This window comes from Streptomyces colonosanans (assembly GCF_001866645.1).
GTDB lineage: Bacteria > Actinomycetota > Actinomycetes > Streptomycetales > Streptomycetaceae > Streptomyces > Streptomyces colonosanans.
In genome coordinates, this window is sequence record NZ_MLYP01000006.1 from 187,228 (window position 1) to 202,335 (window position 15,108).

At 71.9% G+C, this 15,108-nt stretch carries 16 protein-coding genes; 6 read left to right on the forward strand and 10 right to left on the reverse strand.

Features of this window, described 5'->3' with window-relative positions; genetic code table 11:
* Nucleotides 1-3 precede the first annotated feature (3 nt).
* Nucleotides 4-705, forward strand: coding sequence for a L,D-transpeptidase family protein (locus tag BIV24_RS02775; protein WP_071364496.1), 702 nt, complete (start codon nucleotides 4-6; stop codon nucleotides 703-705).
* Here the strand turns inward: BIV24_RS02775 and BIV24_RS02780 are convergent.
* Together BIV24_RS02780 and BIV24_RS02785 are read right to left on the reverse strand one after the other, a co-directional pair.
* On the reverse strand, nucleotides 692-2,194 hold the full coding sequence (locus BIV24_RS02780; protein WP_245766646.1) for a sensor histidine kinase: 1,503 nt from the start codon (nucleotides 2,192-2,194) through the stop codon (nucleotides 692-694). The two genes, BIV24_RS02775 and BIV24_RS02780, sit on opposite strands and share 14 nt — an antisense overlap.
* On the reverse strand, nucleotides 2,191-2,931 hold the full coding sequence (locus tag BIV24_RS02785) for a response regulator transcription factor (protein WP_071364497.1): 741 nt from the start codon (nucleotides 2,929-2,931) through the stop codon (nucleotides 2,191-2,193). Before BIV24_RS02785 ends, BIV24_RS02780 begins: the two co-directional genes overlap by 4 nt.
* Nucleotides 2,932-3,089: 158 nt before the next feature.
* Between BIV24_RS02785 and BIV24_RS02790 the strand changes: the two genes are divergently transcribed.
* From BIV24_RS02790 to BIV24_RS02810, 5 genes are all read left to right on the forward strand, one after another.
* Nucleotides 3,090-4,439, forward strand: a complete 1,350-nt coding sequence (locus BIV24_RS02790; RefSeq protein ID WP_071364498.1) for a ferredoxin reductase family protein — start codon at nucleotides 3,090-3,092, stop codon at nucleotides 4,437-4,439.
* 7 nt (nucleotides 4,440-4,446) lie between these two features.
* Nucleotides 4,447-4,950 carry an FMN-binding protein gene (locus BIV24_RS02795; protein ID WP_071364499.1) on the forward strand — a complete coding sequence of 168 codons (504 nt, stop codon included), beginning with the start codon at nucleotides 4,447-4,449 and terminating at the stop codon, nucleotides 4,948-4,950.
* Nucleotide 4,951: 1 nt separating this feature from the next.
* Nucleotides 4,952-5,752, forward strand: coding sequence for an FAD:protein FMN transferase (locus BIV24_RS02800; RefSeq protein WP_177198609.1), 801 nt, complete (start codon nucleotides 4,952-4,954; stop codon nucleotides 5,750-5,752).
* A gap of 719 nt (nucleotides 5,753-6,471) precedes the next feature.
* Complete coding sequence (locus tag BIV24_RS02805; protein WP_245766647.1) at nucleotides 6,472-7,863, forward strand: ABC transporter ATP-binding protein; 1,392 nt, start codon at nucleotides 6,472-6,474, stop codon at nucleotides 7,861-7,863.
* Entirely contained in the window at nucleotides 7,860-8,699 is an 840-nt protein-coding gene (locus BIV24_RS02810; protein WP_071364500.1) for a serine/threonine-protein kinase, read from the forward strand. The genes BIV24_RS02805 and BIV24_RS02810 overlap by 4 nt, the downstream gene beginning before the upstream one ends.
* A 172-nt stretch (nucleotides 8,700-8,871) precedes the next feature.
* On the opposite strand, the gene BIV24_RS35925 is transcribed toward BIV24_RS02810, so the two are convergent.
* From BIV24_RS35925 to argC, 8 genes are all read right to left on the reverse strand, one after another.
* Nucleotides 8,872-8,997, reverse strand: coding sequence for a hypothetical protein (locus tag BIV24_RS35925; protein WP_281247674.1), 126 nt, complete (start codon nucleotides 8,995-8,997; stop codon nucleotides 8,872-8,874).
* Nucleotides 8,998-9,404: 407 nt separating this feature from the next.
* Nucleotides 9,405-9,953, reverse strand: coding sequence for an RNA polymerase sigma factor (locus tag BIV24_RS02815; protein ID WP_245766648.1), 549 nt, complete (start codon nucleotides 9,951-9,953; stop codon nucleotides 9,405-9,407).
* 118 nt (nucleotides 9,954-10,071) lie between these two features.
* A complete protein-coding gene (locus BIV24_RS02820; RefSeq protein WP_071364501.1) occupies nucleotides 10,072-10,608 on the reverse strand; it encodes an arginine repressor in 537 nt (178 codons plus the stop codon).
* A 7-nt stretch (nucleotides 10,609-10,615) separates the two neighbouring features.
* Nucleotides 10,616-11,815 carry an acetylornithine transaminase gene (locus BIV24_RS02825; protein ID WP_071364502.1) on the reverse strand — a complete coding sequence of 400 codons (1,200 nt, stop codon included), beginning with the start codon at nucleotides 11,813-11,815 and terminating at the stop codon, nucleotides 10,616-10,618.
* Nucleotides 11,812-12,771 carry an acetylglutamate kinase gene (argB, locus tag BIV24_RS02830; protein WP_071364503.1) on the reverse strand — a complete coding sequence of 320 codons (960 nt, stop codon included), beginning with the start codon at nucleotides 12,769-12,771 and terminating at the stop codon, nucleotides 11,812-11,814. The genes BIV24_RS02825 and argB overlap by 4 nt, the downstream gene beginning before the upstream one ends.
* Nucleotides 12,768-13,943 carry a bifunctional glutamate N-acetyltransferase/amino-acid acetyltransferase ArgJ gene (gene argJ, locus BIV24_RS02835; protein WP_071364504.1) on the reverse strand — a complete coding sequence of 392 codons (1,176 nt, stop codon included), beginning with the start codon at nucleotides 13,941-13,943 and terminating at the stop codon, nucleotides 12,768-12,770. Before argJ ends, argB begins: the two co-directional genes overlap by 4 nt.
* Nucleotides 13,940-14,068: a hypothetical protein gene (locus BIV24_RS35930; RefSeq protein WP_281247675.1), complete on the reverse strand. Its 129-nt coding sequence runs from the start codon at nucleotides 14,066-14,068 to the stop codon at nucleotides 13,940-13,942. The genes argJ and BIV24_RS35930 overlap by 4 nt, the downstream gene beginning before the upstream one ends.
* Nucleotides 14,065-15,093 (reverse strand): N-acetyl-gamma-glutamyl-phosphate reductase, encoded by a 1,029-nt coding sequence (argC, locus tag BIV24_RS02840; protein WP_071364505.1) that lies wholly within the window; start codon nucleotides 15,091-15,093, stop codon nucleotides 14,065-14,067. Before argC ends, BIV24_RS35930 begins: the two co-directional genes overlap by 4 nt.
* Between the last annotated feature and the right edge of the window lie 15 nt (nucleotides 15,094-15,108).

Below are 15,108 nucleotides of genomic sequence, written 5' to 3' on the forward strand. Positions count from 1 at the left end.
GGCATGCGCCCCGGTGCCGTCACCCTCGCCTTGGCCACCCTCACTCTGCTCGGCGCCGCGCCCGTCGCCGCCGGTCGGCCCCCGCTGCCCGAGCGGATGGCGCACACCGGTGGCGGCACCCAGCTGATCACCGCGGAGGCACCCGGCCCGGAGGCCACGTCCGGGACGGTCACCTGGTGGGACCGGCGTAAGGGGCACTGGTCGAGAACCGGTTCCGCGCCGGCCCGCTTCGGCGCGAACGGCCTCGTCGAGGGCGCTTCTCGGGAGCAGGGTGCGAACACGACCCCGACGGGCCTGTTCGGCCTGCCGTACGCGTTCGGCATCAGGGCCGCGCCCACGGGTACGACCATGACCTACCGCCGGGTGCACCGGGACTCCTGGTGGTGCCAGGACAGCGCATCGCGCTCCTACAACCGCTGGGCAGATCCGCTCCCGGCCGACTGCCGCGCCTCCGAGTCGGAACACCTCATCGGTTACGGCACGCAGTACCGGTACGCCCTGGTCGTCGCATTCAACTACGCAAAGCCGGTGCGAGGCCGTGGCGCGGGCATCTTCCTGCACGTCAACGGCACGGGCGCGACGGCGGGATGTGTGTCGGTGCCCGATGACGCGATGCGGCGGATCCTGGCGTGGGCCGATCCGACGCGAAGGCCGCACATCGCGATCGGAACAGCGGGCGGGAGTACCGCCCTCACTCGCTACTGATCCGGGCGGCGGGCAGGCGCACCGTGAAGGTCGTCGCCCCCGGACGGCTCTCGAGCCCCACGCTCCCCTCGTGCGCCTCCGCCACCGCCACCACGATGGACAGACCGAGTCCGGCGCCCCCGCCCTGGTGTTCCGGGCGGCGGCGGTGGTCGGCCCGGGTGAAGCGTTCGAAGACGCCGGCCTGCAGTTCCTTGGGGACTCCCGGACCGTCGTCATGGACCGCGAGGACGACCGACGTGCCCCCCGTCTCCAGCGAGGTGGTCACCTTCGTGCCCGCCGGCGTGTGCAGACGCGCGTTGGCCAGCAGATTGGCCAGCATCTGGTGGAGTCGATGGCCGTCTCCGGTCACCTTCACCGGCTCCTCGGGCAACTCCATCGTCCAGCGGTGGCCCGGGCCCGCGGCCCGTGCGTCGGTGACCGCGTCGAGGACCAGCCGGGTGAGGTCGACGGGGCTCCGTTCCAGGGGGCGGCCCGCGTCCAGCCGGGCCAGGAGCAGCAGATCGTCGACCATCTCGCCCATGCGTGCAGACTCGGCGGCGACCCGCTCCAGGGCACGGTTCACCTCCGGCGGGACGGGGCCCGGATGCAGCAGCGCCAGTTCGGCGTGGCCGCGGACCGAGGCGACCGGCGTGCGCAGCTCATGGCTGGCGTCGGCGGCGAAACGGCGCAGCCGCTCCTCGCTCGCGTGCCGCTTGGTCAGCGCGTTCTCGACATGGCCGAGCATGCGATTGAAGGCGGCGGCCACCTGACCCACCTCGCTGCGCGGGTCGGCCCCCGGAGCGCGCGGCGGCAGCGTGACCTCGCCGCTGGCCAGCGGAAGCTCGCTGACCCGGGTGGCGGTCGCGGCGACCCGGCTCAGCGGCCGCAGGGACCAGCGCACCCAGACGGCGCCCGCGACACCGGTGGCCGCGAGGGCCGCGCCGAACACGACGGCGGCGACGATTTCCAGCTGGTGCACCGCGGACTCCACAGGTTCCAGCGGCAGTCCGGTGATCAGTACGTCGTCGTGCGGACCGTCGGCCGCCATCAGCCGGTATTCACCGAGGGACGACAGACGGACGCTGTGGCCCCTGGCGTCCACGGCGACCGCCGCGAGGGTACGTGCGTCCGCCGCGCTCAGCGGGGCGTCGAGACTGGTGGTGTCGCTGCCGGAGCGCACCACGGCGGCGTTGGTGACCGCGCCTGCGACCAGCCGGGCGCCGAAGGTGCCGGCGGACTGCCTGCGTGTGTCGCCGTGCTCGTCGCCGTCGTGGTCCGGCGCTTTCACGCGGTGTTCCAGGCTCGCCGGGAACCGCTGGCCCACATCGCGCAACTGCTGGTCCAGCCGGCCGGTGAGGAAGCCGTTCAGCTCGAACACGGCGGCGCCCCCGACCGCGGCGCAGCTGAGCGCGAGCAGCACGACGAGCCCGGCGGTGAGCCGGGCGCGCAGGGTGCGCGGCCGGGGCAGGCGTCGCCTCCACCGCGTACCGGGCCGCAGCCGCGCCCTCACCGGGCCACCGGCTTGAGCACATACCCGGCCCCGCGCACCGTGTGGATCATCGGCTCGCGGCCCGCGTCCACCTTCTTTCGCAGGTAGGAGATGTACAGCTCGACGACATGGGCCTGACCGCCGAAGTCGTAGGACCACACCCGGTCGAGGATCTGTGCCTTGCTGAGCACGCGCCGGGGGTTGCGCATCAGGAACCGCAGCAGCTCGAACTCGGTGGGCGACAGCTCGATCAGGTCACCGGCGCGGGTCACCTCGCGGGCCTCCTCGTCCATGGCAAGGTCCCCCACGGTCAGCCGGGGTCCGTCCTCCAGCTGCCGGGCCATGCCGGCGCGGCGCAGCAGCCCGCGCAGCCGGGCGACGACCTCCTCCAGGCTGAACGGCTTGGTCACATAGTCGTCACCGCCCGCGGTGATCCCCGCGATGCGGTCCTCGACGGCGTCCCGCGCGGTGAGGAAGAGCACACAGACGTCCGGCTTCACGGAGCGCAGGGACGTCAGCACGGCGAAGCCGTCGGTGTCCGGGAGCATCACGTCCAGGACGACGGCGTCGGGCATCAGCGCGCGGGCCTCGGCTACGGCCGTGGCGCCGTCGCCGGCCGTGCGCACGTCCCAGCCCTCGTAGCGCAGCGCCCCGGACAGCACCTCGGCAAGGTCCGGATCATCGTCGACGACCAGGACATGTACAGGCGTACCGTCGGGGCGGGCGAGAGCGGGGCGGCCGAAGCGGGGTGTGTTCATCGCGCCTACCAGGATCCACCCTTCCGCAAGCGGCCGCGGTGCCGGGCCCTCTGAATTCCCTATGAGCCGGAGCCGGTCGGACGCGGGGCCGGTCCGGGTTTCAGAGCCGGTTCAGAGGTTTCGCCTGCACAGTTGCGTACCGGACGTAAGGGAAGGACATGGCCACGGTGTACCAGCAACAGGCGCCGCCCCTGCCGCCGCTCGTCCGACGTTCGCCCGCAGGCCCGCTGCTGGTCCTCGTGTGGGCCGGGGCCGCCGCCGTGGTGGCGCTGTGGTGGCAGGACACCGGCTCGGTCGTGGGCACGGCCGGCTGGCTGACCGGGGCGGGACGGATCGCCGGACTGCTGTGCGGGTACGCCTGCGCCGTGCTGGTCGGGCTGATGGCCCGCGTACCGCTCTTCGAGCGGCGCATCGGCTCGGACCGGGTGGCCCGCTGGCACGCGATGGCCGGGCGGTACACGGTCTGCCTGCTGCTCGCGCACATCGTCCTGATCCTCGGCGGGTACGCCGCCCAGGACCGGGCCTCGTTCGGGCACGAGCTGGTCACCGTGGTCCTGCACTACCCGGAGATGCTCAAGGCCGCCCTCGGCACGATCGTCCTGTTCGCCGTGGGCGTCACCTCGGCGCGGGCCATGCGCCGCAGGGTCGCCCATGAGTTCTGGTACTACGTGCACCTCCTCACCTACGCCGCGCTCTTCCTCGTCTTCGGCCACCAGCTCGCGCTCGGCGCGGAGTTCACCGGGAGCACGGTCGCCCAGGCCGCCTGGTACGCGCTGTACCTCGGCGTCGCGGCCCTGGTGGTGTGGTTCCGGATCCTGACCCCGGTGCGGCTCAATCTGCGCCACCGGCTGCGGGTGGAGTCGGTGCACCAGGAGGCGCCGGGCGTGTGGTCCGTCGTGATGCGCGGGCGGCGCCTGGAGAAGCTGGGCGCCGAGCCGGGGCAGTTCTTCCGCTGGCGGTTCCTCACGGACGGCCTGCGCTGGACGTCCACGCCGTACTCGCTGTCGGCGCCGCCCCGGCGTACCCGGCTGCGCATCACCGTGAAGGCCCTCGGTGATCACAGCACATCCGTGGCCCGGCTGCGGCCGGACACCTGGGTGTGGGCCGAGGGACCCTACGGGTCGCTCACCGCGGACCGGCGCACCAGCGGCCGGGTCCTGCTGATCGCGGGCGGCGTCGGGATCACCCCGCTGCGCGCCCTGTTCGAGACGCTGCCGGGCCAGGTGACGCTGCTGTACCGGGCGCGCTCGGCCCAGGACCTGGCGCTGGGTGCCGAACTGGAGGCCATAGCGGGCGGGCGCGGCGCCCGGGTGCTGTACGCCCTCAACGGCGCGGACGGCTCGCGCCCGCACATCACACCCGGAGGACTGCGCTCGGCCGTGCCCGGCCTCGCCGACCACGACGTCTATCTGTGCGGCCCGCCCGGATTCGCGGAGGAGATGTACGGGACACTGCGCGAGGCCGGGGTCCCCGACCGCCGTATCCACCACGAGTCGTTCGACCTGTGAGGCCGCCATGCACCCGTTGAAGAGGAAGAGCCCGCTGCGCCGGATCGTGCTGGCGAGCGCCGCCACCGTCTCCGGGATGGTGCTGCTGCTGTCGATGAAGCCGCACACCAGCCCCGGCCTCGCCCTGGCCGCGCCTCCTCCCGGTCCGTCCAGCAGTACGGGCGCCTCGAGCGGATCGGGCGGTTCCAGTGGTTCGGGCGGTTCGGGCGGTTCGGGCGGTTCGGCCATGACCGGTACGAAGACCGTCACCGGCGACTCGGTCCCGACCCGCTACGGCGCCGTCCAGGTCCGGATCACGGTGAAGAACGGCAAGCTCACCGACGTCACGGCCGTCGCCTATCCCCAGGACAACGCGAGGGACCAGGAGATCAACCGCTATGCCGTCCCGCAGCTGACCCGGGAGGCGCTGGCCGCCCAGAGCGCGAGCATCGATGCGGTCTCCGGCGCGAGCTACACCAGTGCCGGCTACCAGCGGTCCCTGCAGTCGGCCCTGGACAGGGCGGGTGGCTGAGTTGGCCGACCAGGTGAACGATCCCGCGCAGGCACCGTCCGTGCTGCGGCACACCGAGGAGGTGATGGGCACCGTCTTCTCCTTCGACGTGCGCGGCGGCGAGCCGGAGACCGTGCGGAGCGCGCTGGAGGAGGCGATCGCCGCGCTCCACCGGGTGGACGAGGTGTTCAGCACCTACCGGGAGCACAGCCAGATCTCGCGCCTGTCCCGCGACGAGCTGGCCGTCGGGGACTGCGACCCGGAGGTCGCCGAGGTGCTCGCTCTGGGCGCGGTGGCGGAGCGGCTCAGCGGCGGCTGGTTCAGCACACGGTACGAGGGGCGGATCGACCCGACCGGGATCGTGAAGGGCTGGGCGGTCGAACGGGCGGCCCGGCACCTGGCGGCGGCCGGGGCGCGCGGGGTGAGCGTCAACGGCGGCGGAGACGTGCAGATGTACGGCATGCCCGAACCGCACCGCCCCTGGCGGGTCGGGGTGTCGGATCCGCTGCGCTCCGGCGGACTGGCGGCGGTGGTGTCCGCGGCGGGCAGCGACGAGCTGGCCGTGGCCACGTCCGGGACCGCGGAGCGCGGCGCACACATCGTGGACCCGCGTACCGGCAGGCCGGCGGTCACCGACCTGGTGGCCGTGACCGTGGTGGGTCCCCGGCTGACCTGGGCGGATGCCTGGGCGACGGCCGCGTTCGCGATGGGCTCGCGGGAAGGTCTGGCCTGGCTGGAGTCCCTGCCGGAGGTCGAAGGCCTGTTGATCACTGCGGGCGACGAGGTGCGCTGCACCGGGGGGCTGGCGGCACGGTGGGGCTGAGAACGGTATTTTTCCGTCGCGAGCCATCCGAATCCGACCCTGAGACGTACCTAGTGAGGGAAGAGTTCCCCAACGAGGTTCAGGAGGAACGATGGCCATCTTCAGCAAACTCATGCCCGCAAGGTCTGACGGCCTCCGCTCGTCGAGGCACGGCAGCGGTTCGGATCACCGCAGCGGTTCGGATCACCGCAGCGGTTCGGATCACCGCAGCGGACACAGCAGCCACTGACCGAACGAGTGCTGAGCGGGCCGGCGACTGGATTCCCCGGTCCGCTCCTCGGACCCTGAGGTGCGCATCCCATGATGCATGTCCTGCGGCGTCTGCTGTCGGTGGAGGCGTCCGACGCAGTCGTGGCGGCCGCGCCCGCGATGGCGCCGTGTGAGGTGTTCCGGCGGTTCTGGCCCTACACGCGCGGCGGCCGGCGATGGCTGGTCCCCGTTCTCCTCTTCAGCCTGGTCGGCCCGGCCGTGCAGGCCTCGGAGATCTGGCTCTTCAAAACCGTCGTGGACGCTGTGCTCGTCCCCCGTGCTCTGCGGCCGTTGCTCTGGATCGCACCGGTCTACCTCGGGCTCATCGTCTTGTCCGGGGTGCTGCGGTTCGCCGACGACGTGACGTCCACCTGGGTCGGCGAACGCTTCCTGCTCTCTCTTCGCGCCGATGTGTTCCGGCACGTCCAGGGCTGTCGCTCGGCTTCTTCGAACGCCGGCGGCTCGGGGACGTGCTGTCCCGCATCACGGGCGACGTCGACGCGGTCGAGACGTTCCTGCTCTCCGGGGTGGCGAACGCCCTCTACTACGTGGTCTGTCTGGGGGTCTACCTCGGCATGCTGGTCTACCTTCGGTGGGACCTGACTCTGCTCGCCCTCGCCATCGTGCCGCTGTTCTGGGCCGCCGCCCGGCACTTCTCGCGGCTGATCAAGGCGGCGTCACGGGAGCGCAGGCGCCGCAGCGGCTCGATCAGCGCGGTCGCCGAGGAGGCCCTTGGCAACGTCGCGCTGGTGCAGGCGTACAACCGGCAGGGGTGGGAGGAGCACCGGTTCGAGCGGGAGAACGTCGGCAAGTTCCGGGCGGCGATGGCCTCGGCGCGGATCCGGGCCGTCTACTCGCCCGTCGTCGAGGTCATCGAGGTGACCGGCGGCCTCGCGGTGATGGGCCTTGGCACCTGGAAGCTGGCCCAGGGACAGCTCACCCTCGGTGGACTGCTGGTCTTCCTCGCGCTGATCGGCAAGCTCTACAGCCCGGTCCGCGGCCTGGCCCGGCTCGGCAACACCTTCTACGCGGCCTCCGCCTCGGCGGAGCGGATCATCGAGTTGCTGGACCAGCGGCCACAGGTCGTCGAGGTTCCGGGCGCGCGGCGGATCGGCCGCGCGCGGGGCGACGTGGAGTTCGACGGCATCTGGTTCCGCTATCCCGATGCCGCCTCGTGGGCGCTGTCTGACGTGTCCTTCCACGTGGCCTCGGGCGAGACGCTGGCGTTGGTCGGGGCGAGCGGGGCCGGCAAGTCGACGGTCGCCAAGCTCCAGTTGCGCTTCTACGACCCCGACCGGGGCGCGGTTCTGCTCGACGGCGCCGACCTGCGGGACCTGAGCCTGTCCGAAGTACGGGAGAACGTCGCGGTGGTGCTCCAGGAGACCCTTGTCTTCCACGGCACCGTGCGGGAGAACATCGCCTACGGCCGGCCGGACGCGACGGACGCCGATGTCGTCGCGGCGGCACGCGCGGCGGACGCGCACGAGTTCATCGAGCGGCTCCCCGAGGGCTATGACACGCTGGTCGGTCAGCGCGGCCGGACGCTGTCCGGCGGACAGTGCCAGCGCCTGGCGATCGCCCGGGCGATGATCCGGGACGCGCCCGTGCTGCTGCTGGACGAACCGACCACCGGGCTCGACGTCGGGTCGGGCCGACGGATCATGGACCCGCTGCGCCGGCTCATGGCCGGGCGGACCACCGTCGTCATCTCCCACAACCTCCTGACCGTCCGGGACGCCACCCGCATCGTGGTGCTCGACCACGGACGGGTCGTCGAGCACGGCGCCCACGACGACCTGCTGGGCCGCAACGGCGCGTACGCCCGGCTGCACCGGCTCGGCGCGGGCGCGGTGCTGTCATGAGCGCCCCCACCCCCTGGGCTCCGGGCACGGAACCGGTGCAGGGCTACGTGGTCCTCGAGCACCTGACGCGCACCGGTTGGCTCGACGTCTACGACGCCTGGAGCGAAGAACGCGACTGCCGGTGCGTGATCAAGGTGGTGCGGGCGGACCACCGCGGAGAGAAGCGGCTGGATGAGCGGCTGCTGCGCGAGGGGCGGTGGCTGCGGGACTTCGCCCATCCACACCTGGTCCGTGGCTACGAGGCGTTCAAGTCGCCCGAGCCGCTTGTCGTCCTGGAGACGCTGACCGGTGAGACCCTGTCCCACCTCGTGCACCGGTTGCGGCGGCGGCCGGCCGCCGCCGATGTGGCGCTGCTCGGGGTGCAGATGTGTTCGGCGGTCCACTACCTCCACGGTCGGGGCCTGCTCCATCTGGATCTCAAGCCCGCCAACGTGGTGGTGGACCGCGGCCACGTCAAGGTACTGGACCTGAGTGTGGCCCGGCCTCCGGGGCCCGCGCCCGCGGGGCTGGGCACGTGCTGCTACCTCGCCCCGGAGCAGGCCCGGGGCGGGCCGCTCACGGCCACCGCCGACGTGTGGGGCATCGGCATCACGCTGTTCGAAGCGGCCTGCGGGGAGAAGCCGGTCGCCTGCAGGGCAAGGACGGCCGCGGCAGACGGCCACGACACCGATGACCGGTATTGGCAGCTCGAGGAGGCCGCCCCGCCGGTCGCGTCCCGGCGGCGCCTGCCGCTCGCTCTCGCCGCCGCCGTCGACAGCTGCCTGCGGGCCGATCCGTCGTCCCGGCCCACGGTCGGCGGGCTGGCCGCCGCCCTCAAGGCGGCGCTGCCCGAGTGACGCTGCCCGGTCGCGGCGGGACCCATGCCTCCCGGGTCGGCACATGGCGGTCCGCGCATGAGCCGTAGCCGACCGGGGTCACGGCATCCCGGTGGCCGTTTCGGACGGGGAGGTCGCAGACGCGGACGATCGTGCTGTCCGAGTACCTGAGAAGGCAGGTGACCCTGCCGGTTCACGAGGTGCCGTGGCCGGTGAGGCCGACGACCGCGAAGATCCGGCCGGGGCTGCCGGGACGGGCGTAGACCTCGCCGGTGGTCTGCCCACGGAGAGCGCCCGAGGCGATGTCCCCGGCCTTCATGGGCTCGGACTCGACGGCGCGCGGGGGTGAGGCGGTGAGCTCCTGGACGGCGGGTACCGATCGTCCAGCCGACGAACCCCGCGACGCCCGCGGCGACGGTCACGGCCACCGCGAGCCATCCCCGGGCGCGGCGCGCGGCTCTCGCCCACTCCTCCGGTGCCGCCGCCTGCCGGGCCAGACTGCGCGCCACCCGGCTCGCGAACCCGAGTGGCGGCTCGCTGTCCGGCAGCAGGCCGATCAGCCGGTCACCCACGAGGCAGAGCTGTTCGACGAACTCCCTGCAGTCGGCGCACCGGTCCAGATGGGCGACCGCCTCGGCCCGCTCCCGGCCGGGCAGCACCCCCAGTGCCAGCTCGGCGCCGACTTCCCGCAGTTTGGCGCAGTCCGGGCCCCTGGACATGGTCGCCTCACTCCGGAGCCGCCAGGGTGGTGCGCAGTTTCGCCATCGCCGCCCTGATCCTTGTCTTCGCGGTGCCCAGCGGGATCCGCTCCTCGTCGGCGACCTGCTGGGCCGTCATCCCGTAGATGCCCGCCATCATCAGGGCCCGGGCCTGTTCCCGGGGCAGCCGGGCCACGGCGGCCCGGAGCTGGGCGGAGGCCTCGTCGGCCAGCGCCCACCGCTCGGGGGTCTCGGTGACGACGCCGATGACGGCGTCCAGGTCCTCAGGTGCCATCGGCTCCGTTCGGCGTGCCCGGACGGCGTCGATGGCGAGGTTGTGCGCGATGGTCGTCAGCCAGGTGCTGACCGAGCCGCGACGCGAGTCGTACATCTGCGCGTGCCGCCACGCACGCTCGAACGTCGACTGGGCGACGTCCTCGGCGAGTTGCTGCTCCCTTGTGACGGCCATGGCGACACCGAAGACCCGGTGCTGGAACCTCCGTACGAAGACGACGGCCAGCTCCGAGTCGCCGGCGGCCAACCCCGACAGCAGAGCCTCGTCCGGAAGGCGCGCCACCGGGAACCGGAAAACCGACGGACCTCTGTGTACCGCCGACGGCCGCCAGGTGATTGCCCGCCCCTCCCGGAAGATCACATACCCATTGTCCGCCGCCGGGCCGGGCTCCGCACCCCGGTCAGTGCCCGTTCTGCGCCAGCCGCAGCAGGTGGTCCGCCAGCGCCTGGCCACCGCTCGGATCGCGGCTGATCAGCAGAAGCGTGTCGTCGCCCGCGATGGTGCCGAGGATGTCGTGCAGTTCCGCCTGGTCGATGGCCGAGGCCAGGAACTGCGCCGCACCCGGCGGGGTGCGCAGGACCACAAGGTTGGCGGAGGCCTCAGCGGAGATCAGCAGCTCCTGGGACAGGCGCCGCATCCGCTCCTCCTTGGCCGACTCGCCCAGCGGTGCGCGCGGGGTGCGGAAGCCGCCCTCGCTCGGGACCGCATAGATGAGGTCGCCGTCGGTATTGCGGATCTTCACCGCGTTCAGCTCGTCCAGGTCCCGGGAGAGCGTCGCCTGGGTGACGCTCAGTCCGTCGTCGGCGAGGATTTTCGCCAACTGGCTCTGGGAGCGCACCGGTTGCCGGTTGAGGATGTCCACGATCCGGCGGTGGCGTGCGGTGCGGGTCTGCGGCACGGCGGGCCCCGTGTTCTCGTGGTCCTGCGCCTGACTCATCGTCGTCTCATTCTCCGGATCGTCCGTCCCCGTTCACTGCGTCAAGAATGCCGGGCAGGGCCCGCACGAACGCGTCCGCGTCCTCGTCACCGAGGTTCAGCGGCGGCATCAGCCGTACGACGTTCGGGGCGGGCGCGTTCACCAGGAAGCCGGCGTCCTCGGCCGCCTGCTGCGCCTGCTGCGCGAGCGGCTCGGTGAGCACGATACCCAGGAGGAGGCCCGAGCCTCTGACATAGTCGACCAACGGGTGGCCCAGCGACTCGATTCCGTCCCGCAGCTTTCCGCTCTGCCGTTTGACATTCTCCAGCAGGCCCTCGGCCTCGATGGTGTGGAGGACGGCGAGCCCGGCGGCGCAGGCGATCGGGTTGCCGCCGAAGGTCGTGCCGTGCTGGCCGGGCCCCAGGAGCTCGGCGGCCCTGCCGAAGGCGACGGTCGCGCCGAGCGGCAGTCCGCCGCCGAGGCCCTTGGCAAGGCTGACGATGTCGGGCAGAACGCCCTCGTGGGCCTGGTACTCGAACCAGTGCCCGGTACGGCCGATTCCGGTCTGTACCTCGTCGAGGACGAGCAGCGCCCCGGTGGCGGCGGTGATCGCACGGGCCGCCTTGAGGTAACCGGCAGGCGGGACGACGACGCCGTTCTCGCCCTGGATCGGCTCGATGACGACGAGGGCGGTCTCCTCGGTGACCGCGGCGGCCAGGGCCTGGGCGTCGCCGTAGGGGACGTGCGTGACCTCGCCGGGCAGCGGCAGGAACGGCTCCTGCTTGCCGGGCTGGCCGGTGAGCGCGAGGGCACCCATGGTGCGGCCGTGGAAGCCGCCCTGGGCGGCGACCATATGGGTCCGCCCCGTGAGCCGGCCGATCTTGAAGGCGCCCTCGTTGGCCTCGGCCCCGGAGTTGCAGAAGTAGACCTTGCCGTCCCGGCCGAAGAGCTGGAGCAGCCGTTCGGCGAGCGCGACGGGCGGTTCGGCGATGAACAGGTTGGAGACATGGCCGAGGGAGGCGATCTGCCTGCTGACGGCCTCGACGACCGCGGGGTGGGCGTGGCCGAGCGCGTTGACCGCGATGCCTGCGACGAAGTCGATGTACTCCTTGCCGTCGGCGTCCCACAGCCGCGCGCCCTCACCGCGGACGAGGGGCAGTCGCGGGGTGCCGTAGTTGTTCATGAGCGCGCCCTGCCACCGCTGGGTGAGCTCCTCGTTGGCGGTCATTGCGCGCCCCCCTTGTTCCCTTCGGATTCGCCGTTCCCGTGCTCGACCGCGTCGGGCACGACCATGGTGCCGATGCCTTCGTCGGTGAAGATCTCCAGCAGGATCGAGTGCTGGACCCGGCCGTCGATGACACGGGCGGTGCTGACGCCGTTGCGCACGGCGTGCAGGCAGCCCTCCATCTTCGGCACCATGCCGGCAGACAGCTCCGGAAGCAGCTCCTCCAGCTGGGAAGCGGTGAGGCGGCTGATCACCTCGTCGGAGTCGGGCCAGTCCTCGTAGAGGCCCTCGACGTCCGTGAGGACCATGAGGGTTTCGGCCCCCAGCGCCGCAGCGAGTGCCGCAGCCGCCGTATCAGCATTGACGTTGTAGACATGTCCGTCGTCCTGGCTCCGGGCGATAGATGACACGACCGGGATACGGCCGTCGGCGAGCAGCGCCTCGAGCGCACCCGTGTCGATCACGGTGATCTCGCCCACCCGCCCGATGTCGACGCGCTCGCCGTCGATCTCGGGCCAGTGCTTGGTGGCGGTGATGGTGTGCGCGTCCTCGCCGGTGATACCGACGGCGAGCGGACCGTGCTGGTTGAGCAGCCCGACCAGCTCGCGCTGCACCTGCCCGGCGAGCACCATGCGGACGACGTCCATGGCGTCCTCGGTGGTGACCCGCAGGCCCGCCTTGAACTCGCTGGCGATGCCGTGCTTGTCGAGGGCGGCGCTGATCTGGGGGCCGCCGCCGTGCACGACGACCGGCCTGAGGCCCGCGTGCCGCAGGAAGACGACGTCCTGCGCGAAGGCGGCCTTCAGCTCCTCGTTCACCATGGCGTTTCCGCCGAACTTGATGACGACCGTCTTCCCGTGGTGGCGGGTCAGCCAGGGCAGCGCCTCGACGAGAATCCGGGCCTTGGGCAGGGCGGTGTGCTTCCGCGTGGTGCTGGACTTGGTGATCGGGTCGCTCATGAGGAATACGCGCTGTTCTCGTGGACGTAGTCGGCGGTGAGGTCGTTGGTCCAGATGGTGGCGGTCGCGGAGCCGGCGGCGAGGTCGGCGACGATGTGCACCTCGCGGTAGCGCATGTCGACAAGTGCGCGGTCGTCACCCACACCGCCGTTCTTGCAGACCCAGACGCCGTTGATGGCGACGTCGAGCTGGTCGGGCTCGAAGGCGGCCTGCGTGGTGCCGATGGCTGACAGGACGCGGCCCCAGTTGGGGTCCTCGCCGTGTATGGCGCACTTGAGGAGGTTGTTGCGGGCGATGCAGCGGCCCACCTCGACGGCGTCCACCTCGGTCGCCGCGTTGATCACCTCGACCTTGATGTCCTTGCTGGCGCCCTCGGCGTCACCGATGAGCTGCCGGGCCAGGTCGGCGCACACGGTCCGTACGGCCTCGGTGAACTCCTCGTGTCCGGGGGTGATGCCTGCGGCTCCCGAGGACAGGAGCAGCACGGTGTCGTTGGTGGACATGCAGCCGTCGGAGTCGACGCGGTCGAAGGTGACCCTGGTGGCGGAGCGCAGGGCCGCGTCCAGCGTCCCGCTGTCGACGTCGGCGTCGGTGGTGAGCACGACGAGCATGGTGGCGAGGCCCGGCGCGAGCATGCCTGCTCCCTTGGCCATGCCGCCGAGGGTCCAGCCTCCCCCAGACTCCGTCCCGGGGGACCCGCAGGTGACGACGGACGTCTTGTGGACGGTGTCGGTGGTCTTGATGGCGATGGCGGCCTTCTCGCCGCCGTGCTCGCTCAGGGCGGCGGCCGCGGTCTCGATCCCCGGGAGCAGCTTGTCCATCGGGAGAAGCTCGCCGATGAGGCCGGTGGAGCAGACGGCGACCTCGCCCGCGCCCAGCCCCAGGACGTCCGCGGCCTTCTCGGCGGTGGCGTGGGTGTCCTGGAAGCCCTTGGGTCCGGTACAGGCGTTCGCGCCACCGGAGTTGAGGACGACGGCGGAGACCTGGCCGCCCTTGAGAACCTGCTCGGACCACAGCACCGGCGCGGCCTTCACGCGGTTGGAGGTGAAGACGCCCGCGGCGGCTCGGCGGGGCCCGTTGTTGACCACCAGGGCCAGGTCCGGGTTGCCGCTCTGCTTGATTCCGGCGGCGATGCCGGCCGCCGTGAACCCCTTCGCTGCCGTGACACTCACTGCATCTCCTTGATTGCTTCTCCGCCCGTGCAGTGCAGAGGCGCGGCCTTCTCTTCTGGTGCCGTGGCGGCCTGGGAGGCGCCCCCGGCGGTCTGCGGTCCGGTGGCTGCACGCGCGTCTGTCACGGAGCGACTCCGATCGTTGACAGCCCGGTGGTCTCGTCGAGTCCGAGGGCGATGTTCATGCTCTGGACGGCACCGCCCGCGGTGCCCTTGGTCAGATTGTCGATGGCGCTGATCGCGATGACGCGGTGCGCGGCGGCGTCGTAGGCGACCTGCACCTGAACGGCGTTGGATCCGTGGACGGACGCGGTGGCGGGCCACTGCCCCTCGGGGAGAAGGTGGACGAAGGGCTCGTCGGCGAAGGCCTTCTCGTAGGCGACGCGGACCGACTCGGCGGTGGCACCGGGCTTCGCCTTCGCGCTGCATGTGGCGAGGATGCCGCGGGCCATCGGCGCGAGGGTGGGGGTGAAGGAGACGGTGACGCTCTCGCGGGCGGCCGCGCTGAGGTTCTGGATCATCTCGGGGGTGTGGCGGTGGCCGCCGCCGACGCCGTACGGGGACATGGAGCCCATGACCTCGGAGCCGAGCAGATGGGGCTTGGGCGCCTTGCCCGCCCCGGAGGTGCCGGAGGCGGCGACGATCACGGCCTCGTTCTCGGCCAGGCCCGCGGCGTACGCCGGGAAGAGTGCGAGCGAGGCCGCGGTCGGGTAGCAGCCGGGCACCGCGATGCGCTTGGCCCCCTCCAGCGCTCCACGGGCACCTGGCAGCTCGGGCAGGCCGTAGGGCCAGGTCCCGGCGTGCGGGGAACCGTAGAACCGCTCCCAGTCGGCCGGGTCCTTCAGCCGGAAGTCGGCACCCATGTCGATCACGAGCACATCGGGGCCGAGCTGCTCGGCGACGGCGGCGGACTGCCCGTGGGGCAGGGCCAGGAAGACGACGTCGTGCCCGGCGAGGGCCTTCGCGGAGGTCTCCTCCAGCACACGGTCGGCGAGGGGCAGCAGATGCGGCTGCAACGCGCCGAGCAGCCGCCCCGCATTGGAGTTGCCCGTCAGGGTGCCGATCTCGACCTCGGGATGCCCGAGCAACAGACGCAGCAGTTCCCCGCCCGCGTACCCGCTCGCTCCGGCCACCGCCGCATGTACCGCCATGGAATCCTCCTCCGA